The following is a 22,791-nucleotide window of genomic DNA, read 5'->3' as shown; positions in this document are numbered from 1 at the left end:
AACCAAAGATACGATTGGTCTCGAAAGGGAGACCAATCGTATTATAATAAGTGACTAAGCATTTAATGCTTGTTCAAAATCAGCAATAATATCTTCAATATGTTCTAGACCTACTGAAATACGTAGCATTGCAGGATGTACCCCTGCCTTTAATTGTGCAGCTTCATCCATTTGGTGATGGGTTGTTGTTGCAGGTTGTATAATTAGAGTTTTAGTATCTCCGACATTGGCTAAATGTTGAGCCAACTCTACATTTTCGACTACTCTCTTTGCAGCATCACGACCTCCTCTAACATTAACAGTGAGAACACCACCTGCACCGTTTGGTAAATATTTCTTTGCTAAATCATAGTCAGGACTACTTTTTAGTCCAGGATAATTTACTGATTCGATCGCAGGGTGCTTATCAAACCATTCTGCTAGAGCAAGAGTGTTACCTACATGACGTTCCATTCTTAGTGATAATGTTTCAAGACCTTGTGCTAGTAAGAAACTATTAAAAGGTGAAATTGATGTTCCATAATCACGAAGACCTTCTACTCGTGCTTTGATGATATATGCGATATTACCAAAATTACTTCCTACACCAAATGTCTCTGCAAAATTCATTGCATGATCATCATTAGGATCTCCTTGGAAATCTGGGAATTTCCCATTTCCCCAATTGTAGTTTCCTCCATCAATAATCACACCACCAATAGAGGTTCCATGTCCGCCAATCCATTTTGTTGCAGATTCAACGACTACATTTGCACCCCATTCAATAGGGCGACATAAATAGCCTCCTCCTGCAAAAGTATTATCAACAATTACAGGTAAGTCATGTTTCTTCGCAAGGGCTACCAAGGCCTCGAAATCTGGAATTTTAAATCCAGGATTGCCGATTGTCTCAAAATAAATTGCTTTGGTGTTTTCATCAATTAGTTTCTCAAACTGATCAGGTTCTAAGGAGTCTGCAAAGCGACAATCGATACCAATTCTTTTAAATGTTGTGTTGAATTGGTTATACGAACCTCCATATAGGTAAGGAGAGGAGATGAAATTATCACCTACTGATAGAATATTGGTCAATGCAATGAACTGAGCCGCATGCCCTGAAGAGACAGCCAACGCTGCAACACCACCTTCTAACGCAGCAATACGTTGTTCGAACACATCAGATGTTGGGTTCATAATACGGGTGTATATGTTGCCAAATTCCTTCAGTTCAAAAAGATTCACAGCATGTTGGTCGCTATCAAAACCATAGGCTGCCGTTTGATAGATTGGTGTTGCACAGGCTTTTGTGGTTGGGTCAGTCTGTCTTCCTGCATGTATCTGCAGCGTCTCAAAGTTTTTCTGTTGTTTTGTCATAACTAAACGTGGTTTTGGTTTTTATTTTTAATGGGGTCTTCTATTCAAAAAGTGATTTATGCATGGCTTGAATTGCTTTAGATTTGTCGCGTTCATCCACAATATAATAGCTCACTACGGGTGATGCGCATGAGCAGCTCATGCGAACGTTGATTTTTTGATCTGCTAATGCTGTAAATATTCGTGCTGCGATACCATAATTGTCGACAAGACCTTCGCCGATAGCGGCAATAGTTGCAACATTATCAATGTCTTCAACATCCATTACACTTGGGAGACGAGAAAGATCAATTAAACTTTTAGCTCTTGAAAGGTCTCTCTTATTCAATAAGAAATTGATCGAAATTTGTGATGTGATCACTGAATTGATATTTATACCTGCATCACTAAATGCCGTTGTGACAACTGAGAGAATCCCTGGTTTACTCCCTACACCTGGACCTTTTAACTTCAAAATGCCAAATTCATTGGTATGGGTGATGCTTTTTACAACAGTCTCACTAACAGTTGATTCTCCGCCAATAACCGTTAGTGGGTTTGAATCATTACATGCTCCATGAATATGAAATAGTCTTAATGGAATTGATGGCTCAATTAGAGGTTCAACACATCTTGGGTGAAGAATTTTTGCTCCAAAATATGCCAGTTCAGCTGCTTCAACATAAGTTAAGCTCTGAATGTTCTGTGTTTGATTAACTACCCTTGGGTCTGATGTTAAGAATCCTTCTACATCTTTCCATACATCCAATGATTTGGCTTCAACACACTTCGCAATAGCTGCTGCCGAATAGTCGCTACCTCCACGACCTAATAAGGTTATTTTCCCTTTTGTGCTTACTCCAAAGAAGCCTGGAACAACATATATCTTGGCTTCACTAAAATAGCTCATTAAGGCCTCTTTGCTTTTTGAAAAATCAACCGATGCATTGGAGTAAACGCCATCGGTAATCAATCCAAATTTCTCTGGATAAGCGATGTCTGCATTTAATTTGTTCTGTTTCAATACATGGGCTAAGAATATCGCTGATAGCCTCTCTCCATAAGACAAAACGAAATCGCATAGTGCCAATGATGCATCTGCCGTAAGAAAAATACCTTTTAAAAGATTAGTAAGTTCTTCAAGACAGACATCAATCTCTTCCCAGCATTTCTCTCGCAAGGCCTCGTCCGTAATATGGTAGTCAACTGCATCTTTTTTTAACGTTTGAAGATACAGATATACTGCACTGGACACATCTTCTCCTTTCTTTAAAGTTGCTAATGAAGATTCAAGGTAGTTGGTTACACCATAAAATGCGGATACAACAATGATAAGACGTTCGCCGTAATTCTCAACCACTTTAATGATTCGAGACACGTCTTCTTTGTCTTTCAAATTAGATCCGCCGAACTTTACTACGATATTCGGCATAATAAATAAAAATGAAATTGTAAAAATGAAATTATTCTATCGAATGGGGGAATGTATTGCCTTCGAACCTGTTCCTTGAGAGGAGGGCTGAAGGCTATAGCATGGAGGTATTCGTTCGTATTGTATTATTATTCGTGATCATAAAGTTGGGTATTTGTTACATTAATTATGATCTAGGTATTGGCACCTTATTTTGTCATTGATTTTCATCATGTGATAAGAACAAAATAGGTTGTCAGAGATTCATTGAGCCTAGTCTCTCCTCTCTTCTACATAATCATCTGATCTACCTTAGATCTCCGATTTATGTTTCAAACATATTATTTTCGTGTTATTATTCCAAATAATCGATGCAAATAAAAGTAAAAGTCTATTTCTGTTAACAATTTGATAACATCATTTTTTAAAGACAATAAACTCTATTTTTATTCTAAGATAAAGAAAAAAAAGTAACTTTGGTCCCTGGAAAAGCAAGAAGAATGAATCAAGAGTTAGGATCTTAATGTTCTTATTTAAAGAGTTTTATGGAAAGAAAAGAAACGACATCTGTCATTAAGCAAATTGCTGGAAAATGGAGCTTTAATGAGGATTTTGGTATAGGAAATGATACCGGATTTGCTGTGTTTAAAGTAATCGAAGACAAAATCTATGGGAAAATTAAAGTGACAGAACAAATTGAAGGAGATGCCGCATTTGTAGTTGAACATCAAATTGAAGGTCATGTTGAGGAGAACCAATTCTCCTTTTGTAGTGTTCGTTCTGAAGTGCTTTATTCTATTGAGCATATCGATTATGAATTAGATGAATGGGAAGGAACTTTGACCCAAGAAGGAAGAATTGTGGGATCCAGTATGGATGACCAAGGGACTTGTGGCGTCTTTGTAATGGAAAAGATTAGTGACGATATCTCTGAACTTTAGAGTGGCGTTAAACTGATTTAGATGTATCTGCTAGAATGGATTTGATTTATATCTTAGATTTAATAGGAACCATGGCCTTTGCCATATCAGGAACCTTATCTGCAATGGAAAAGCGGTTTGACTTGTTTGGCGCTCTTTTTATTGCATTTCTTACTGCCGTAGGAGGAGGAACCGTGAGAGATTGTCTCATCGGAAGTACTCCTGTCACATGGATGCAAACACCAAATTATATACTAGCGATTGTGCTAGGGGTTTTGGTTACGATTATTTTTAAACGTGATGTGTTGCGGTTAAAGAAAACCTTGTTCTTATTTGATACTATTGGTATCGCTATATTTACTGTGATTGGTATTGAGAAAGGTCTAGATTTTGGTCTTCCTGCCTATAGTGCTATTATGATGGGAGTTTCAACCGCAGTCGTTGGTGGCGCATTACGTGATGTGTTTTGTAATGATATACCTTTAATATTTCATCGTGAAGTATATGCTACCGCATGTCTTATTGGAGGTATCCTTTATGCCGTACTACACTACTGGGGTTGTAATGAGAATCTAATAATCCCTCTTACAACAGCAACCATTATTATAATTCGTTTATTGAGTGTTAAATATAATTGGTCTCTTCCTAAAACCACCCTCAATGATGATTAAATTTTTCGACATTTAATATGAATACTTTTTAGTTTATAATTTATTTTTATATCATTACACTCATATTGTCCCATCCGTAAGGGGACAATGATAATCGATGATATAGTAAACCTCCTCATACCTTAACATTTAAGGTGCTTAGTGGAGTCGTTGAGGACAATAGTAACGTTGGTTTACTACTGCTTTCTGTCTTATCGATCAACTCTCGACCAGAAAGTAGATACTTATAATAATTATAGTTTATGGTGTTATCATTAACATATAATTGTTGCCTAGGTCGGGAGTTTTTATTTATTTTACATTCAGTCTATATAAACAGAGTAATCTCATTATCGTATGAAAAATTCTCAAATGCATATCTTTTCGGCAACAGGCAATACCCAGCGTATTGCTCAATTTGTGATGTCGAAAATAGATGATGCAGGAGGAGATGTTTTAAATGATCTTGTGCTTATTGGCTGTCCTATTTATAAAGGGAGAGTGCCTGTGGATTATATGCAATGGCTTGAAGAACATCCTTTTTCAAATAGAAAAGTGATCCTTGTTTTGAGTTATGGTAATGGACATATTGATGATGCTGTACTTGAACTTTACGATTGGGCAAGGTTACATCAAAACCATGTGATTGGTGCTGTTGCGATGGTATCACCTCACTCTTATTCGACAGTCAGTCACCCTATTGCTGAAGAACGTCCTACAAAAGATGAATGGAACCAATTGGAGAAGTTTGCGGCTGTGATGATCGATAAACTTCAAAAAGGAGATTTGAACGATATTAAGGTTGATGGAAATCATCCCTATAAAGAGTTGATATCTCATGCGGCAATACAACCCCAGAAAGACACCACCCGATGTTGTGAATGTGGTCAATGTGAAGAAGTCTGTGCAATGATCCATCCTGAAAAATTAGGGTTAAAAGATATTCAGGTCTCACAGTGTTTAATGTGTGGTGCATGTATTAAATGTTGTCCCACGGAAGCGATTAGCTTTGAAGGGACAGACATGATGCTAGTATTAGAGAGGGTTAGAGGGTTCTGTGCAACGCCTAAACCATCCCTGTTTATACAATAGCCACATATTATTTCATTTTTGAAGGCCTTCTGTAGGCTTTTATCCTTGTACATTTAATTCCAAACAAAACATTTCATTGATATTAGATGTTACTCTGATGTTTAAAACGATACTATCGTATTAACATTAGTATACATCTGTTAGCAAAAGAACATCTGCTATACCATATGGTTTTTGTACTTTCAGCACATTCCGAAACGAGTATTTTCATCTATTTAAACTGAAGAATATATGACATCAATTCTTATTTGCCTTGTAATTTTTATTGGTCTACTAGGACTTCTTAAATACCTATCTCATCGAAGAGTGAAATTCCATTTTCGTAATCTCATTGCCATATCCTTAGGAGTACTCTTTGGTTGGGCTATATTTAAATGGGTACCAGAAAACAGTTATCGTGAGTTGGTATACTATTTCAAAACTATCTCAAACCTCTATATTAGAGGTTTAAAGTTGATGATTGTTCCTATTGTCTTTATATCTATAAGCTATACTTTGGTTAGAATCAAGGGAGAAGAGAATATTGGCAAACGGTTTCGTCAGATTATTACATACTTTGTTTTGTCTGTACTTGGAGCGGGGGCTATTGCATTAATTATGGCCAAAAGCTTTCATTTCGAGAAGCTAATTACTATTGATCCTTCTATTACCTCGAATATAGCGAAAGGGTATAGTCAACGAATTGATGCCCTTAGTGATGCATCTATAGGAAAAGTTGTGTACGGATTAACACAAAAAATTCCGACATCTATCTTTGAAGGGTTTTCTGATAATAATATTGTTGGAACTCTTGTCATTGCTCTGCTTGTTGGTTTGGCTATTCGTAAGATGCGAAAAAGAAAGCCAGAAGAGATGACTCGGGCTATTAATGGTCTAAGTTCTTTACAGGTTATTATCAATAGCATGACAACTTATATCATAAAATGGACCCCATATGGTGTGTTGGCTTTAATGACAATGGCAGTAGCTGAAAATGGACCTACTCTATTTGGATATCTATTACAATTTGTTGGTATTGCTTACTTGACTATGATGTTGATATTTGTAATGCATTTGGTTATACTCTCTTTTCGAGGTGTAAAACCTTGGGAACAACTGAAAGGAATGTTTCCTGCTTTGATTACTGGCTTCTCTACGCAATCTAGCGGTGCGACACTACCTGTAACTATTAAATCTCTAGAAGAGAATTGTGATGTAGATGCGGAAACTGCTAGTTTAACCTCTTCTCTAGGGACTACTATGGGAATGAATGCCTGTGGTGCAATGTGGCCAGTATTTATGATTGTTCTGGCTGTAGGTGTAAATAATCAGATGGGACTAGTATCTATTGATCTAACTTCTGCTGCAACGATTATATCAATGTTGCTAGCTGTTGTGATCTCATCGTTTGGTATTGCTGGTTTGCCTGGAACAGCTTCTTTTGCTGCAATTACTGCCATGACAATTATGGGTGTATCCCCACAGGTAATGGGTGTCGTACTCACTTTTGTATTGTCTATTGACTCTTTGATTGATATGGGGCGTACTGCAACAAATATATTTGGTGTTTCCAGTGCTGCTACATTTATTTCGAGATCGAAGAAGTAGTGTCCATATCATTGGTTACTTGTATTATGATGTAATATAGCTACACCTAAAAACAAACTCTCTCCAGCCTCACTATTTGGAGGTGGAGAGAAAAAGGTTACTTCATTCCTGTTAAGAATTGATATTGACATGAAGTAGACCTATCAATTTTTAGTGTTTTATCTCTTTTTTATCTATCGTAGCAAAACGATATGAAAAAGATAAAATACAAGGTTGTTTACTTGGACTTATACTAATTGAAAGAGAGTAGTTGTATCAATTTACTCATTAAGAGTAGGAAATAGTTATGAATACATCTTGTATATACAAGGCGAAAAATGAAAATATAGCCTCTAATACATTGATATCATTGAACGAATTATATCCTTCATTATCTATTGTATGGTATAAGTGATTGATTCCTAAACAACTCTTTGTGTCATCCGTAATTATATAAGCCAATATATTGTGTTACGTTTCTATTTCATATTTGTGTCTTTATTCTAATGTTTTAGAGCCTTTTTATCATGCCTTTACTTGAGCAAACATGCTCTATTATAGGATCTCCAAGATAGTATAATGAACCATATGAAGAGAGAATAGCATTTAATTTAATGGATGCATTTACATACACATCTCCAGTACCAGTAACTTTAACAAAACTTACGTCAGAGGTTAGCTCTTTGGCCTTTACATTTCCCATTGAAGATGTGATATAACTCTTTTTTGTCTTTCCTGTAAGATGAGCATCACATGTGCCAGACTGTTTTAATTCAAATTTATCAGATGTAATGTTTAAACTTAGATTTCCTGTACCACTGTTTTTGCAGAACAGATCTTTTACATCCATTACACCATCTACATCACCCGTACCATTGTTTTTAATGCTACCCTTAACAGCTTCTTCAATTTTTAAAACGTGGTCACCTGTCCCATTAAATTGAAAATCATATGTAGAACATTTTAACTTCATATCAACATCTCCCGTCCCATTCTGTTTTAATTGAAGGTCACCACAAAAAATTGCCATGTCACAATCACCAGTACCTGAGATGGATGCGGTGAAGTTGTTTGCTTTAACATTCCCTTGAATATCACCCGTGCCATTCGACTTTATGGTAAAATTATCTCCAAAATCAAATGGCCCTGGAATGTTTACATTGCCGATGCCATCAGTCTTAATACTTTTAAATGATGGAGTATAGATGATGACCAAGCTTTTTCCATAGCTCTCATTACGACGTAATTTTTTCTTTGTTGTCGACAATATTAATCGATCACCTGATTGATCTACTTTAAGATACTCTTTGAATAGATCACTTCCCACTACTTCAATTTTCAACTCTTGAGATTCACGAATCTCTACATTCACATAGTCTCTTGCTTCTAAGTATTTAAAAGAAGTAATTGTCCAATTCTTTACCGCTAACGTTTGAAAAGAGGATAAACATAACCCCAAAAAGATAAGCGATATACACCATATTTTCTTTGTATTGGTCAACATAGATTATTCAATTTTAATTAATGTTCTTCACTTAGTAGACGAATGATGTTATAGAATGTTACAGTAAGTATTGAAAAAAATAATAAAAACGAACTGTTTACAAACTTTTTATTCGGGTTTAACCATAGCTAAAGAGTTGTTTTTTTCTGTGTTAATACCGTATTGTTATCCTGTTTTGTGGTTTTTATGTGATTGATTAGTAGTTGATTGATGGTTTGGGGTGAGTGGTTTTTTTTATGATTGATAATCTCGATAGAAAGGATTGAATTAACTCGTTATATTTTGACTCATTTTCTGTATTTGTGATTCATCTTTTATCTACTGTTAGAAGCGTATCAAAGTATTGTTTGTTATAAGAAATGAATTTCAATGCCTAGTTTGACGAAATAGAACTGTAAGCATGAACATTCTTTTCTTGGGGCTTGGTAGACTGTTTAAGTATATTTGATTGATAATTGAGATATAAGAGTTAATATTCAATCAATATATAATGACTGTCCTTCCCCAATGATAGCTTTTATAAAGTACATCTAGAAGCACTTTGTTTTCATTAATTAGGTTTGCTTACAAATAGGTGGGGTTTTTCGATCATCCTTAATTTTGAGATATTGTATATATAATGTTATCGCACATCCTTCAAGGTTGAAAAGAGCCTAAAAGTTTGGTCATTTTTGTAGAAAGAATAGATCAGAAGTGACGATTGTCACAATATCAGTTTAATCAGTTTTTACTTATATCAATATTTATTGACTCCATTAAAGGTTTTTAGTAATTATTATTCATTGAAAAATATATTTTATTTTAACTAATGATGAGATATGATTTGTTGTAGTAATAGATTGATTTTAAGAGTTATTGTTGGTTGTGATGAGAGGGTAATATACTTTGGGATGAATAGATCTTTAGATGTTAATAAAAACAAATATGAAATAATGTTGTTGATAAACTAAAACCCATTAACACGAATGTATATGATTAAAACAATCTTATTCTCAAGTGAAAAAGGAGGAAGTAACTTAGCACTACTTATCTTGCGTCTCACTTTCGGTCTGTTAATGCTATCACATGGCTGGGCTAAGTGGGAAGCATTCGATACACTTGTTGCCAAAGAGGAATTTCCAAGTATAATTATCTCTGTGAAAGTTTCCCTAATATTGGCAATTCTCGCCGAACTTTGCTGTTCATTGTTAGTTGTGGTTGGAGCTTTTACACGAATTGCGACTATCCCAATTATCTTCACCATGTTGGTGGCAATTTTTGTTATACATCTAGGAGATCCTTTAGCTCAAAAAGAGTTAGCATTACTTTATCTCGCAGGTTATACGACTATTCTTATCATGGGACCTGGAAAAATATCCATTGATGCTATGATAAAAAAATAAGATAAAGATCCTATCCTCATAAGGCTCCCATTATAGGAGCCTTTTTTATAATAGACACAGACTGTCTGTTTGCTGAAAAGTATAACGATGAGTATTGGGTTTTATCGATCAATCGATTAATAGGTTGACCAATAAAATCCCTATCAGTTGTTTACTCTCCCCCCCCTTAAATTATACTTCTCTCAATTGTCTCAGTCTTTGCTTTTTTATTTTTATGTGATGTAAATCTATTTTTCTTTTATGAGCTTTCTTAATTTGATCTTGTGTTGTAATCGAAGAGTATTGTATTATCTTGAGCTTTAGTTTCGAGTAATGAAGAGATTATCTAGCTTGAAGTCAATTTGGAAAAGAATAAATCGTATGATGAATAAAGAGCAGGTTGAGCAGTTGATATTAAATGAGTTTATGGCGGTGCCATTTCATAGTTTATATTTTTATTTGAGACGTAGGCCTGTTTCATTGGCATATGGAGGAACATGTTCTGATAAGGTGTTGCATTTGTATTCTAAGTTGTTAGAATTGGGAGTGAAGGTGCAACTTCAGACCTCATATATGAACGATGTTGAGAGTCATCGGTTGCTGTTGATAAAAATTGGTGGCATCGATTATATTGCTGATATCGGAAATGGATGGCCGTCGATAAAGATGTTTCCTACAAATGAAGATTATACATATTGTGCTTTTGGTGTAGGATTCCATTCTAGGATCTTTGATGATCATGTGAAAATATATAGAGAGATAGATGGATTTAAGAAGCTTGTTGTAGATGTGCCAACAGTAGTGAAGGATGAAGCATTAATAATGAGAGATATTGAGTGTCGTTTTAATAAGGATAATAATGGTCCTTTTTTGGATACCGTACGTTTTGGACAGGTTGTAGGAGATCGATATCTATATTTAAAAGATAAGACTTTGTTTGTCTATGCTGAAGAACAAGGTTTAGAGGTGATCTCGATGGATGGACTCTCTTTGTTTGAGATCATTGATCAATATTTTTACTTCGACACAAAAGGGTTTATGGAAAAATCGATCGCTTTACTATAATCTTTTTTTGTTTTAAGTGTTAGATACATAGATTTGTATTCGATACAACTGAGAATCCTAAAAAGTGAAAACTTCTATTTTAATAGGCTTCGTTATCAATGACTTCATATGGTGGTCGAAGGTCGTTATTTCTGATGTATCTAAGTGTTCCTCCTACTTGCTCCAATGTTTGCTTTAGAAATGAGATTTGTGTTTTGGTAGGTGTTTTGATCTGAGTACAAAAATAGAAAAATATTAAGTAATGATTAACAAAGTGAGAGCAGTTATTTTTGAAATGGTTGGTGTGTTGATTCCGAACTATATTGGCAAATTGCAGAGAAAGAGGTCTTTTCTTCTTTAGGTGTTCAAGTAACATCATAATTATGTGAGAAGACTAAATCTATGACTACAACTGAAGTGACTAAATTCTAGTTTTGCCAGTATCCATGGAGAGGTAAAACATTGTTGGAAGTGGAGCATGCGGAGGTAGAGAATGTGAAATTTTTGATTGAGAGAAATGGTCATGAAAGTGAAGGTATAGAGGATCTACTGATGCATTTAAAGTCTCGGGGTTTGAAGATAGGTCTTGCTACTAACTCTCTGTATGAATTAATCCCTATAATATTAAAAAAAATATACATTTCTGATTATTTCGACTTTTGTACGTCTGCTGAATATGAGCAAGAAGGTAAACCTAACCTTGCGGTATATCTGACTGTTGCAACACAATTTAATGTTGACCCTTCAATTTGTGTTGTATTTGAGTATTCTTATTCTTGAATATTGGCTGCTAAAAGAGTAGGAATGAGAGCTGTAGCATATTTGCCAGATAATAAGAGGTTCGAATTGAAAGAAAATATTGATGATTTTAGAATTAAATCATTTAGAGACATGCAGTCGATTAATGAAATTTTGAATTAAATATAGTGTTAAGGTACTACTTTTTTGTTCAGGGTGAAATATAGATAGGTTTGTGGGGATTCATCGAACTAAGTTGCTTTTTCTCTGTTTAAGTAAGTATGTTGAATTAAACGAGTTTAAAGATGAAAATTCTGTTGATTGTTGGTCATCCAAAATTTAAAGATTCCATCGCGAATAAAAGAATTGTAGAGAGGTTAAGAGCTAGTGATTTCGAAATTGACGTGAGGGTATTGGTTGATCTTTATCCTGATTTTAAAATTGATGTGGAGGCTGAACAGATCGCTTTGACCAAAGTTGATACTGTGATTTTTCAATATCCATTTTGGTGGTATAATATGCCCGGATTAATGAAGATTTGGTTTGATGAAGTGTTTGCACACGATTTTGCTTATGGTTCAAAGGGGAATAAGTTGAAAGGGAAGAATTTTCTATTGAGTTTTACTGTTGGAGGGCCACCATCTGCATATCAACCAATAGGACAGAATCATTTTCGAATTGGGGATTTTGTTAAACCAATGGAACAAACAGCATACTTGTCTCAGATGCATTTTATTGATCCAATTTATGAACATGAAATGATCTATATTCCTGGGGTTTATCATACAAGAGAAGAGGTTGAAGCACGAGCAGATCGACAAGCAGAACGTATTTTGTTGGCTTTAGATAAGATGATTAGGAATTCATTTTGATTTTGTGTTGAATAGAGAGATAAATCGTTGTTGATATCATTTGTTTGGATAGAATAATCTTTTATATTTTAATGCTCTTTACTCGATATAAACTAAATAGAAGTATTTCGCTCTTCTAATTGTAGATTGATTTAACTCAAAAAGAATCAGCCTCTTCTCATATATGGTTAGATGTCCAAGTTGAGGGGGAGGCTGACGGTGGATTCGGTACGATATTTTTACTTAGAGTTTGTTGGCGATGTCTATGAGCGTTTTTTCGTTGTAATTAGGTTTGGGACTAAGTGGGAATAATTCTTTGCCTTCTCGAGCAATAAATGCTGTCTTTAAACCTGCTTTTTGAGCTCCAGCAATATCCCACCCATGCGCTGCGATAAGTATTGCCTCTTGTGGTTTTATTCCAGCTTGCTTGATGGCCCATTGATAACTTTTTAGTGAAGGTTTGAATTTTTGAACTGAATCAACACTGTACATTTCATCAATATATGGAGATAATTGTGCATTATTCATCTGTAATTTAACGCCTTCATAGGAAGAGTTTGTAAGCGTAATAATTCGATAGCCTTTATTTTTTAATATTTGAAGTCCCTTTATTACATCATCATGTGCTGGCAGTGAACGCAAAGGGGTTACAATTGCAGTCTTTGCTTCTTGCTGAGTTAAAGGTATTTCTTTGGATTTTGCCACCATTAGAAGAGTTGCTATTCCTATATCACTGAACTTTTCATATTGATTTATCTCATTTGAAACAAGAGAGTAGTGGAGCATCTTTGAGAACCACAGTTCTGTAAGTTGTGGGTTGTTTCCTAGGGCTTTACCTACTGATGACCTCATTGAAGTTAAGTCTAGTAAAGTTTCGTTAACATCAAGAAAAATAACTTTAATATCATTGGATGTATTATTTGCCATACCAAATGAGTCGTTTGTGAATTGTACCATTATAAGGAGTAAAAAAAGTTTTAGATATCTCATGTTTTTGAGGTTTATGTACATCTACAAGATTTGCTGATAGACGTAGGTGAATTTTAATGTAGCTTGTTTGGTTGTCTACTTTGGTATTAACCGAATAATGACATCTTTGTTTTTTGAGTTAGTATTTTTAAACTATTTTGTTCATTCGATAAGAAATCATGATTTTAAAGGAGTCTTTCAAATTTCATTGTTAAGGGAGTTTTAACGAAACTTTAGTTGAATGTTATTCTGGTTTGGAAGGCTGATTTTTGGTAAAGAAAAGGTTTGAGGGTAGAGGTGGATAGTGTATCTTGTCGATCAAAAATGTTGAAATGGATATATTAGGGCATAATATTTCTTTGTCTTTTGGTGATAAATTGGTTTTAGATCGCTTTTCGTTTCATGTACCCTCTTCGGCACGTGCTGTTTTGAAGGCGCCATCAGGAAAGGGAAAGTCATCTTTACTTCGTATAATTGCAGGCTTACAGTTAATGGATGAAGGTGATTTGTACTTTAATGGAGAGTTGTCTCTTCATGCCAACCGTAAAGTTTTGCAGAAGTCAATGCTTTGGGTTCCTCAAAATTGTATAATGCCTTTGGAGAGAGGTATTGACCTTGTAACACTAATGGGATATGATCGGAATATAGATACCATTCATCGTTATCTTGACTATTTAGGGTTAAATTCAAGTATTTTGAGTTTGCATTTGTCTGAATTAAGTGGAGGTGAAAAGCAACGATTATTGTTGTCTATCTCTTTGTCTGAATATAAACCACTATTGTTATTAGATGAACCTACAACGGGTTTGGACATGGAGAGTGCCCAGCGTTTAATTTCATTAGTCGACTCGTTAGATCAATCTACGGTTATCTCCACTTCACATGATCCTGTTTGGATTGAATCCTGTTCTCAAACTATTATGTTATGAAGCCAATTGTTGAAATAGATCTACTAACCTTAGGGGTGTCTTTGCTATTGCTGCTGTTTCCACTTTATATATTTTATCGATATAAAATATCACTTATCAAAGAGATGGGAGTTAGTGTGGTTCGAATGTTTGTTCAGTTGTTGTTGGTTGGCTTTTACCTCCAGTGGATTTTTGATCTGAATAATCCACTAGTTAATATTGTATGGATTACGATGATGTTATTGGTCGGAGCAGGTACAACTGTGCAGAGAACTGGGCTCTCTTTTGGTCGTTTTTTTCTTCCATTATTTGTTGCAAATACATTAACTGTAATTGTAATATTTGTTTTTTTGCGTCTGTTTGTTTTTGATCGACAGACTGCGTGGGATGCTCGTTATATGATTCCTATTATTGGGATGTTATTAGGTAATGCTTTAAATAGTAGTATTATTGGTATTGAGAAGTATCTTAAAGCACGAAAAGCTTATCGGGATTTCTTTGATTTTGTTCGTATACAGACGGGACGTCCTAATTTGGCCAGCCGACCATTTATCCGTGAAGCTATTCAACAGACCATCTCTCCATTATTGGCAGGGATCTCTGTCACAGGGTTAATTTCGTTACCAGGTATGATGACTGGGCAAATATTAGGGGGATCTGCTCCTACAGTGGCTATTCGATATCAGATCTTGATTTTGGTCACTATTTTTGCAGGAACCACATTGATTCTCTATTTGTCACTTTTGGCTATTCAATACACCCTAAACCGAAGACTATATAAAGAGTGAAGAAGATTAAATTAGTAATGTTATAAATGGCATCAGTTCATAAAAAAGCATCATACAGTCTTAAGTATGATGCTTTTTTATGAACATAATATTGCATTCAACCATTTTTTCGTTACATCTAAAGGTTGAGTAACTTATAACTGATCATTATAGGTGAATCATCTCCATTATATGCACTATAAATAGGATTGGATAAAAATCCTTTTGAGATACCGATATGAACTGGATAGTCATTGAATATCTTTAAGTCAAAATTTAGGCCAAAACCATATGAGTATAAGTGCTCCTTAAATGGTTTAGAACGGATCTGTTGAATATCAAAAAATGCATTGGCATATATGCGTTGGAAGAAAAGAATTCCACCTAATCCAAAATCTGGATAGCATATAGGTATTTGATAGTTGTAAGAACCGATGTAAGTATAGTTCTTATCAAATAGATTGTCAGCAGTTATATTCATCATATTGTTGGGTATCATCATCATCATATCAAGTCTGTTAATCCGATAGTAACCTCTTGCATCATTGAATATTTTATCGAAGCGATCAAATATGTCATAATGGGCCTGTTGATAGCTAAATGTTGCATTAAATCCATCGTTTGCAAAAAAACCAGGGATATATAGTTTTGCTTGAAGGTTCAGCTGTTGCATATTCCTTCGATTCAGGTTTATTTGGAACTGTGCTAATGCTTCTATTCCCCATTTGGGCTGCAGATTCATTCGTTTTTTCTCACGTGTTTTTTTGAAGTTAGATGAAATTGTTAAGGCGTTGAAATCTGCATTTTTCAATACTTCTTCATTCGTGAACGGATCATTTACTCCTTCATATGTGAAATTGTGATGATGGATGGATGCGCGAAGATCGAAATCGTTTTCAGTTAGTCGTCCTTTCCATTTTAAGGGAATAAATACCTCTGCATAAGTGTTGACGTGTTTTATGCTGTCTTTGTAGATAGACAAACCTTCTCCTGAAATAATTGAAGATCCAACTCGACCTTTGATTGGATATTTCCCATAAGTTAGAGATCCATAAAATCGACCTTGGTTGTTCTTATTGTCAAAAGAGTAACCAACTTCACCTGAGATATTGGAAAGAATGTCATCTGCTTTTATTCCAAATCCATATCCATTTTGTAGGTATAAAAATCCCCATGAGTGGATCTTAATTCCATCCCAAAATTCACGATATTTAGATTTGTGGTTCTTTTGGTTAAAGTCGAAACAAGTGATGTCTTTTTCTTGCTTGTTAACAGTGAATTGATTCAGTAGGTTGTTCTTGAGTGGTTTAATATTCACTTCTTTGTTGAAAAAGTTCTCTTTTGAAATGGCTGTTACCTTTGCTCCAAGATGCGTGTAGTCACAATAGTATATGCTATTATTATTTTGATCAAATACAGGATCGTAAGCACCAACTTTAGAAGAGGTCACTTGTGTAATTTTATCATGATGATATAGATTCGTTTTATAGATGTTATCGATGCCTGAATATGAAGCAGAGAAGACAATTGTGTTGTTTGGGGAAATACTAAAATTCGATATCATTTGATTGCTTAATGGTGTAATCTCAATGATCTTCTTTTTGACTATATCCTGTGCAACTAGTTGAATCTTACTGTCTACTTGAAGAATATAGATAATGTATTTACTGTCGTTAGACCATTGTGGATTAAAAGCTTCACCCCCTCTGTAAATAGGGAAGGATTCAAGTTTATCTCCTGTTTTTCTGTCGAGAATTGTTAATGATCGGTTGAAATTAGCCATCTTTTCAATGGTAGCAATGTTGAATCCATCTTTTGAAAGGCTAGGAGAAAAGTATTTCGAATTGTGGGTTAATTGCCTTGTTTGTTTTGTATAGAGATTGTAAGTGAAGATTACACTGTAGTCAAGATGCTTATGCATTGGGTTGTCTCTTCTTTCATTCCACACTATCCATCCATTTTTAATGGAGAAAAAATCACAGTGATCTGTTGGGATTAAAACAACTGATTTCTCTTTCCCATTAGGGGCTATCTGGACAATACGATTAAGTTTTTGTATTGGCTTTTTTAGTGCATATAGTTGTCCCTTTTCATCAAGTTGAAGGCTGCTATAATGTTCGTAGAACCTTTTGTTTGTTTTTGTGAAACCTATTTTGTTCGTGAGAGTTATCCTACTCTGTTGATTTGCGATACGTTGTGAAAGGCTATCGTAAGTCAATTTGTATAACTTTGATGTCCCACACCCGATGTTTGTTCGAACACTATTCGAAAAACTATAGACAACACCATGAAGTCGTGCGGCTGATTTAACCACATCTTTCCACACATCAGGACCTGTCATCTCTCTTGCATGCTCAATCATCGAGAGTCCATAGACTGTTGGTGTTTCCATTACATTGAGGTAGGAGCCATTTCTAATTTGTAAGTATGAGTAATTTTTACCTGCAAGTATTCTTGCTCGTTGTTGTCTGTAAAAAGACGGAGTGTATCCAATACCACCATTAGTAAGAACGGTTTGTGTATATGCAGCATCTCCTAAGAAGAACCAAGCTGGAGTGGTGGTATGAGATAGTATATCGACACCATTGTCCCCATTTAGCCAGTAAAAAATACGAAAAATTCCAGAATTGAAATTTGAGTATTGTAATGCTCTTCTATATGCAAAGATTGAGGATTGGGTAACCCAATCTACTCCTCCTGTGTTTAATATATTTTGCGGTCCAGTGGTCGGAATTAATCCCATATATGGGCCTAATTGAACATTGCTAGAGTTTGATAGGTCGTTTGGAGCTAATAGAATTTGGAGTTTTCGGTTTGAGTTCTTTGATCCTATTGATTGAAGTTTGTAGTCGTGCATGAAATTGGTCAGATTGACCACTCTATTTGCTACGCTATCATACCCTGCAGGGTAAATCACATTTATAGATCTAGTATTGATCTTTTCCCAATCTGTTTTGGGAGAAAATCCCCCTAATCCTTGTTTTTGTCCAAAAGATAGGAGGGTAGAGGTTATAAACAGAGATAATAGAATTGATAGTCTTTTTTGCATTCGTCGTTTACTTAAATTTTAATCGTTATTTCATTCTTGTTTGTCCATTTAAAATCGGAATAATTACAGTGTCTAATATAGTTTTTTATGTTTTATTGAAAATTGGTGATGATAAAGAAATATTATTTAGAATAGAAGAATGAACAAATCGTGAAATGGCTTTGTTTATTGGAATAGTTAACATTAAATACTATAACTATGAAGAAACCTGTTTTATTATTTTTTGCATTTCTGATGATCAGTGTGTTTATGGCACCTGATGCTCATTCACAAAGAAGAAAAAAAGATCAAAAACCTAATATCATAGTGATCTGGGGAGATGATATTGGGCTTTACAATATCAGTTATTGGAATAGAGGTCTAATGGGGTATCGGACTCCAAATATTGACCGTATCGCAAATGAAGGAATTGCATTTACTGATTATTATGGAGAACAGTCATGTACGGCAGGTCGCTCTTCATTTATTACAGGACAGTGTGGTTTGAGAACTGGGATGACTAAAGTTGGTTTGCCTCATGCTCCGTCAGGACAAAAGGCCGATGATTTGACTATTGCAGAGGCCTTAAAGAATCACGGTTATATTACAGGACAGTTCGGTAAGAATCACCTAGGGGATAAAGATGCCGATCTACCAACTAATCATGGTTTTGATGAGTTTTATGGATTTTTGTATCACTTAGATGCAATGCAAGAACCAGAAAATCAAGATTATCCGCAAGATCCAAGCTTCATGAAGAAGTATGGACCTAGAGGAGTGTTAGATTGTACCTCAGATGGTCCTGTTAAAGATACAGGTCCTTTGACAATCGATAGGATGAAAGTTGTAGATCAGGAGGTTACTGATCGAGCTATAAAGTTTATGGACAAAGCAGTGGCGCAAGGGAAACCATTTTTCTGTTGGTGGAATTCATCTCGCATGCACTTCGTAACACATATTGCGGAGAAGTATAGGGGGATAAGTGGACAAGGATTCTATAATGATGGAATGATGGAACATGATATGCATGTCGGTCAATTGTTGGATTATCTAGATAAAAAAGGTCTGACCGAGAATACTATTGTGGTATATGGTACAGATAATGGTCCTCATTACAACGCATGGCCTGATGGTGCGATTACTCATTTTAGATCTGAGAAAGAGACAAATTGGGAAGGTGCTTATAGAGTTCCTACATTTGTACGTTGGCCTAAGGAATTTAAGTCAGGTCAAGTGAAGAATGGTTTGATTTCTCACCTAGATTGGTTGCCTACTTTCGTTGCAGCAGCAGGGGATACTGATATTAAGAAAAAGTTGATGGATGGTGAATATGAAGCAAATGATAAGAAGTTTAAAGTTTATTTAGATGGATATAATATGTTGCCTTATCTTAAAGGAGAAACAAATATTTCACCAAGAGATTACTTTGTCTATTATAATGCTGATGCACAGATTGTTGCGCTTAGATATGAACAGCGAAACTATACAGTTGGTACATCGACATTTGCAGCGGGTGGTGGAACTTTAGGAAATACTCCAGCGGCATCTAAGCCTGATCAAGTGACCTCATGGAAGATGGTGTATGCCGAACAACGAGCACAAAGCATGGCTTTATGGGCTGAACCATTTACTTGGTTGCGTTTACCAAAGATGTTCAATTTGAAACGAGATCCTTTTGAAAGAGCAGATCATAACTCTAATAACTATTGGACATGGTTTATCAATCATGCACCAATCATGTATAAAGCTAATGATATTGTTTTTCAACACCTAGCAACATTTAATGAGTATCCACCTAGTCAAAGACCATCAAGCTTTACTATTGGTGATGCATCAGAACAGATTTATGAGAAAGTTGGAATAGGTCCAGGAGGATCAACAGGGAAAGGAATAAAATAGTTAAAGTGATAGATTGTGAAAAGGGGAGGTCAAAAGGTTGACTTCCTTTTTTCTATTTCTAATCTTTAAACATCTCGATGAAGGTCTTAAATATCCTTCATATCGTAAACTTTAAATAACTAAATCAGTCTTGTGATGATAAAACAAAATGTATTATTTATACTAATGATTTTTTTCTCTTTTACTTTAATGGCTCAAAATCAGAGAGCAGAAGCTGATAATAAATCAACGAGTCCTGCTTTTCTTCAGCATGGATTAAAAACTGTTGAAGGCGTACCTTCTCAATATGGTGATTTTTTTGTAGACTTAACAAAAGCTATTGAGCGTCATGACGAGAAGATGATGATTAAGATGATGTGCCAAAATTCGACTATCATTGAAGATAAAAAACAGTGGGAGCCTTACCTCGATCATTTTTGGGTTGGGAAAGAAGAGCATCGAGAGTATGATGGGTTAGTAACAGTCAATACCAAAGACATAAAGCATTTTGATGTGGTAAGTCATCAAGTAATGAAAGGGGCTATGTTTGTTAATTGCCGATTAACAACAAAAAAGAAGAAGTACGTGATTGTTCAATTGCTCGTTAAAGAGACCGCTTACGGCCCAATTATAAGCGATATTCAATAATATTCATCTTTTATTCATTATTCATCTCTTTTTTTTGAAAAAAGTGAATTTGTAAAACGAACCTTAAGTGATGTTCTGTAACTATTGTTTATCTTTGTGAGCAGACTGTTTTTAGTTTTTACGGCAAAAAACAGTAACAATTGATCAAACCGTATATTTATTAAATAGAGAAATGGATATAGAAGTTATAATTAAGAGTAAAGTAAAGGAAGCTATTGCCGCTTTATATCAAAGTGATATTGATGAATCACAAGTTCAAATACAGCAAACTCGAAAAGAATTTGATGGTGATAAGACTGTTGTTGTGTTTCCTTTTTTGCGAGTATCGAAGAAATCTCCTGAAGTAACTGCTCAGGAGATTGGTGATTATCTAAAGGAAAACCTTGAAGAGATCTCTGATTATAACATAGTAAAGGGCTTTCTAAATCTTTCTATTTCTACTGCATATTGGGTTGGAGTTTTGAATGAGATTTCTGGAAATCCTCAATATGGTTTTAAGCCAGTAACAGAAGATTCGGAATTAGTAATGATTGAGTATTCATCTCCGAATACAAATAAACCTCTTCACTTAGGACATATTCGTAATAACTTGTTGGGCTTCTCTATTAGTGAAATAATGGAAGCCAATGGAAACAAAGTGGTGAAAACGAATATTGTTAATGATAGAGGTATTCATATCTGTAAATCTATGTATGCATGGATTAAAGAAGGAAATGGAGAAACGCCCGAATCATCAAACAAAAAAGGGGATCACTTAGTTGGTGAGTATTATGTGAAGTTTGACAAGATGTATAAGCAACAGGTCAATGAACTAGTTGCAGAAGGCATGTCGGAAGATGAAGCAAAAGAGAAGGCTCCTTGTATGATTGATACTCGTGATCTTTTAAGAAAGTGGGAAAATAAGGATGAAGAGACTATTGCTCTTTGGCGAAAAATGAATGGTTGGGTATACAAAGGGTTTGATGAGACTTACAAGCGTTTAGGGGTAAGTTTTGATAAAATCTATTATGAGTCAGATACATATCTAACAGGTCGAGATGAAGTCCTTAGAGGTCTTAAAGAAGGTGAATTTATACAGGAAGATGATGGGTCCGTTTGGGCTGATCTAGAATCTGATGGATTAGATAAGAAAATTTTGTTGCGTTCGGATGGAACTTCTGTCTATATGACTCAGGATATCGGAACAGCACAAATGCGTTATGAGGATTATCCTATTGATCACATGATTTATGTGGTAGGAAATGAGCAGATTTATCACTTTCAGGTATTGTCTATTTTGTTAGATAAACTTGGATATAAGTGGGGTAAAGATCTTTATCACTTTTCTTATGGTATGGTCGAGTTACCACAAGGAAAGATGAAATCGAGAGAAGGTACGGTCGTAGATGCGGATGATTTGATGGATGAGATGATCTCTGTTGCGCGCAAGGTGTCGGAAGATCTTGGTAAATTAGATGGTTATACTGATGCCGAGAAAGAGAATATCTATCGTATTGTTGCTCTTGGCGCACTTAAATATTTCATGCTTAAGGTTGATCCTAAAAAAGGGATGATGTTTAATCCAGAAGAATCAATTGATTTTAATGGAAATACTGGTCCTTTTATTCAATATACTTATGCTCGAATCCAGAGTGTATTGAGAAAAGCAAATGAAGCTGGAATTAATGTGCCGTCAGTTGTTCCTAATATTGCTCCTAATGCGAAAGAGATTGAGCTGATTAAGGTGTTGTCTCTTTACGGTTCATGTGTTGCTGATGCAGGAAAGAACCATAGTCCTGCTTTGATTGCAAACTATGTATATGATTTGGTGAAATGCTTTAATCAATTTTACCATGAATATAGTATTAACAAAGAGGAAAATAAAGACATTCAATCATTCCGTTTGGCTTTAGCTGCTCAGGTTGGAAAGGTAATTAAATCAGGTTTTTCTTTACTTGGTATCGAAGTTCCAGAAAGAATGTAGTCATCTCTTTCAAACATATTAAAAAAGGCTGTCTTTGATTAAGAGACAGCCTTTTGTTTGTTATGTAATAAGTTATTGTCAATTCTATATTCTTATGTTTTATCTTTGTTGTATAGCTTAGAATAAGCTATCGAGGCAAGGCTTCATTAATTTTTTTGCCT

The 22,791-nt window shown here is 35.1% G+C and carries 18 protein-coding genes and 1 riboswitch; of the genes, 13 read left to right on the top strand and 5 right to left on the bottom strand.

Annotated features, from left to right (window positions below):
• Positions 1 to 54: 54 nt before the first annotated feature.
• Positions 55 to 1,353 carry an O-acetylhomoserine aminocarboxypropyltransferase/cysteine synthase gene (locus K5X82_02870; protein ID QZT37850.1) on the bottom strand — a complete coding sequence of 433 codons (1,299 nt, stop codon included), beginning with the start codon at positions 1,351 to 1,353 and terminating at the stop codon, positions 55 to 57.
• A 40-nt stretch (positions 1,354 to 1,393) separates the two neighbouring features.
• Positions 1,394 to 2,764: an aspartate kinase gene (locus K5X82_02865; protein ID QZT37849.1), complete on the bottom strand. Its 1,371-nt coding sequence runs from the start codon at positions 2,762 to 2,764 to the stop codon at positions 1,394 to 1,396.
• Between the two features lie 163 nt (positions 2,765 to 2,927).
• Positions 2,928 to 3,044, bottom strand: a riboswitch (SAM riboswitch).
• A 244-nt stretch (positions 3,045 to 3,288) separates the two neighbouring features.
• On the opposite strand from K5X82_02865, the gene K5X82_02860 reads away from it, so the two are divergent.
• The 4 genes from K5X82_02860 (at position 3,289) to K5X82_02845 (ending at position 6,992) form a co-directional block, all read left to right on the top strand.
• A complete protein-coding gene (locus tag K5X82_02860; GenBank protein ID QZT37848.1) occupies positions 3,289 to 3,684 on the top strand; it encodes a hypothetical protein in 396 nt (131 codons plus the stop codon).
• Between the two features lie 35 nt (positions 3,685 to 3,719).
• Entirely contained in the window at positions 3,720 to 4,334 is a 615-nt protein-coding gene (locus K5X82_02855; protein QZT37847.1) for a trimeric intracellular cation channel family protein, read from the top strand.
• 336 nt (positions 4,335 to 4,670) lie between these two features.
• Positions 4,671 to 5,405 carry a hypothetical protein gene (locus tag K5X82_02850; GenBank protein QZT37846.1) on the top strand — a complete coding sequence of 245 codons (735 nt, stop codon included), beginning with the start codon at positions 4,671 to 4,673 and terminating at the stop codon, positions 5,403 to 5,405.
• Between the two features lie 231 nt (positions 5,406 to 5,636).
• A complete protein-coding gene (locus tag K5X82_02845; GenBank protein QZT37845.1) occupies positions 5,637 to 6,992 on the top strand; it encodes a cation:dicarboxylase symporter family transporter in 1,356 nt (451 codons plus the stop codon).
• A gap of 490 nt (positions 6,993 to 7,482) precedes the next feature.
• Here the strand turns inward: K5X82_02845 and K5X82_02840 are convergent, their stop codons facing one another.
• Positions 7,483 to 8,475 carry a DUF2807 domain-containing protein gene (locus K5X82_02840; protein ID QZT37844.1) on the bottom strand — a complete coding sequence of 331 codons (993 nt, stop codon included), beginning with the start codon at positions 8,473 to 8,475 and terminating at the stop codon, positions 7,483 to 7,485.
• Between the two features lie 971 nt (positions 8,476 to 9,446).
• Between K5X82_02840 and K5X82_02835 the strand changes: the two genes are divergently transcribed.
• The 4 genes from K5X82_02835 (at position 9,447) to K5X82_02820 (ending at position 12,490) form a co-directional block, all read left to right on the top strand.
• Positions 9,447 to 9,857 (top strand): DoxX family protein, encoded by a 411-nt coding sequence (locus K5X82_02835; protein QZT37843.1) that lies wholly within the window; start codon positions 9,447 to 9,449, stop codon positions 9,855 to 9,857.
• 360 nt (positions 9,858 to 10,217) lie between these two features.
• The gene (locus K5X82_02830; protein QZT37842.1) at positions 10,218 to 10,901 is read left to right on the top strand and encodes an arylamine N-acetyltransferase; all 684 of its coding nucleotides are present in this window, start codon (positions 10,218 to 10,220) and stop codon (positions 10,899 to 10,901) included.
• 450 nt (positions 10,902 to 11,351) lie between these two features.
• On the top strand, positions 11,352 to 11,660 hold the full coding sequence (locus K5X82_02825) for an HAD hydrolase-like protein (GenBank protein ID QZT37841.1): 309 nt from the start codon (positions 11,352 to 11,354) through the stop codon (positions 11,658 to 11,660).
• A 263-nt stretch (positions 11,661 to 11,923) separates the two neighbouring features.
• Complete coding sequence (locus K5X82_02820) at positions 11,924 to 12,490, top strand: NAD(P)H-dependent oxidoreductase (protein ID QZT37840.1); 567 nt, start codon at positions 11,924 to 11,926, stop codon at positions 12,488 to 12,490.
• Positions 12,491 to 12,712: 222 nt separating this feature from the next.
• Here K5X82_02820 and K5X82_02815 read toward each other — a convergent pair whose 3' ends face one another.
• Positions 12,713 to 13,396 carry a haloacid dehalogenase type II gene (locus K5X82_02815; protein ID QZT37839.1) on the bottom strand — a complete coding sequence of 228 codons (684 nt, stop codon included), beginning with the start codon at positions 13,394 to 13,396 and terminating at the stop codon, positions 12,713 to 12,715.
• 374 nt (positions 13,397 to 13,770) lie between these two features.
• Between K5X82_02815 and K5X82_02810 the strand changes: the two genes are divergently transcribed.
• Both K5X82_02810 and K5X82_02805 read left to right on the top strand, forming a co-directional pair.
• Positions 13,771 to 14,367, top strand: a complete 597-nt coding sequence (locus K5X82_02810; protein ID QZT37838.1) for an ABC transporter ATP-binding protein — start codon at positions 13,771 to 13,773, stop codon at positions 14,365 to 14,367.
• Positions 14,364 to 15,134 (top strand): ABC transporter permease, encoded by a 771-nt coding sequence (locus tag K5X82_02805; protein QZT37837.1) that lies wholly within the window; start codon positions 14,364 to 14,366, stop codon positions 15,132 to 15,134. The genes K5X82_02810 and K5X82_02805 overlap by 4 nt, the downstream gene beginning before the upstream one ends.
• Positions 15,135 to 15,252: 118 nt before the next feature.
• Here K5X82_02805 and K5X82_02800 read toward each other — a convergent pair whose 3' ends face one another.
• Entirely contained in the window at positions 15,253 to 18,162 is a 2,910-nt protein-coding gene (locus tag K5X82_02800; GenBank protein QZT37836.1) for a hypothetical protein, read from the bottom strand.
• 198 nt (positions 18,163 to 18,360) lie between these two features.
• Here K5X82_02800 and K5X82_02795 point away from each other — a divergent pair, with 198 nt between their 5' ends.
• The 3 genes from K5X82_02795 (at position 18,361) to argS (ending at position 22,630) form a co-directional block, all read left to right on the top strand.
• A complete protein-coding gene (locus K5X82_02795) occupies positions 18,361 to 20,040 on the top strand; it encodes an arylsulfatase (GenBank protein QZT37835.1) in 1,680 nt (559 codons plus the stop codon).
• A gap of 135 nt (positions 20,041 to 20,175) precedes the next feature.
• On the top strand, positions 20,176 to 20,667 hold the full coding sequence (locus K5X82_02790) for a hypothetical protein (protein QZT37834.1): 492 nt from the start codon (positions 20,176 to 20,178) through the stop codon (positions 20,665 to 20,667).
• Between the two features lie 172 nt (positions 20,668 to 20,839).
• Entirely contained in the window at positions 20,840 to 22,630 is a 1,791-nt protein-coding gene (argS, locus tag K5X82_02785) for an arginine--tRNA ligase (GenBank protein ID QZT37833.1), read from the top strand.
• The last annotated feature ends 161 nt before the right edge of the window (positions 22,631 to 22,791 follow it).

The sequence above is a fragment of the Prolixibacteraceae bacterium genome (genome assembly GCA_019856515.1).
Lineage (GTDB): Bacteria > Bacteroidota > Bacteroidia > Bacteroidales > Prolixibacteraceae > Halosquirtibacter > Halosquirtibacter xylanolyticus.
This window is presented reverse-complemented; position numbering and strand designations above follow the sequence as displayed.

Excerpts from the sequence above, each read along its gene's own strand:
- K5X82_02870 (QZT37850.1), bottom strand. The coding sequence starts at position 1,353 with ATGACAAAACAACAGAAAAACTTTGAGACGCTGCAGATACATGCAGGA.
- K5X82_02865 (QZT37849.1), bottom strand. The coding sequence starts at position 2,764 with ATGCCGAATATCGTAGTAAAGTTCGGCGGATCTAATTTGAAAGACAAA.
- K5X82_02860 (QZT37848.1), top strand. The coding sequence starts at position 3,289 with ATGGAAAGAAAAGAAACGACATCTGTCATTAAGCAAATTGCTGGAAAA.
- K5X82_02855 (QZT37847.1), top strand. The coding sequence starts at position 3,720 with ATGGATTTGATTTATATCTTAGATTTAATAGGAACCATGGCCTTTGCC.
- K5X82_02850 (QZT37846.1), top strand. The coding sequence starts at position 4,671 with ATGAAAAATTCTCAAATGCATATCTTTTCGGCAACAGGCAATACCCAG.
- K5X82_02845 (QZT37845.1), top strand. The coding sequence starts at position 5,637 with ATGACATCAATTCTTATTTGCCTTGTAATTTTTATTGGTCTACTAGGA.
- K5X82_02840 (QZT37844.1), bottom strand. The coding sequence starts at position 8,475 with ATGTTGACCAATACAAAGAAAATATGGTGTATATCGCTTATCTTTTTG.
- K5X82_02835 (QZT37843.1), top strand. The coding sequence starts at position 9,447 with ATGATTAAAACAATCTTATTCTCAAGTGAAAAAGGAGGAAGTAACTTA.
- K5X82_02830 (QZT37842.1), top strand. The coding sequence starts at position 10,218 with ATGATGAATAAAGAGCAGGTTGAGCAGTTGATATTAAATGAGTTTATG.
- K5X82_02820 (QZT37840.1), top strand. The coding sequence starts at position 11,924 with ATGAAAATTCTGTTGATTGTTGGTCATCCAAAATTTAAAGATTCCATC.
- K5X82_02815 (QZT37839.1), bottom strand. The coding sequence starts at position 13,396 with ATGGCAAATAATACATCCAATGATATTAAAGTTATTTTTCTTGATGTT.
- K5X82_02810 (QZT37838.1), top strand. The coding sequence starts at position 13,771 with ATGGATATATTAGGGCATAATATTTCTTTGTCTTTTGGTGATAAATTG.
- K5X82_02805 (QZT37837.1), top strand. The coding sequence starts at position 14,364 with ATGAAGCCAATTGTTGAAATAGATCTACTAACCTTAGGGGTGTCTTTG.
- K5X82_02800 (QZT37836.1), bottom strand. The coding sequence starts at position 18,162 with ATGCAAAAAAGACTATCAATTCTATTATCTCTGTTTATAACCTCTACC.
- K5X82_02795 (QZT37835.1), top strand. The coding sequence starts at position 18,361 with ATGAAGAAACCTGTTTTATTATTTTTTGCATTTCTGATGATCAGTGTG.
- K5X82_02790 (QZT37834.1), top strand. The coding sequence starts at position 20,176 with ATGATAAAACAAAATGTATTATTTATACTAATGATTTTTTTCTCTTTT.
- argS (QZT37833.1), top strand. The coding sequence starts at position 20,840 with ATGGATATAGAAGTTATAATTAAGAGTAAAGTAAAGGAAGCTATTGCC.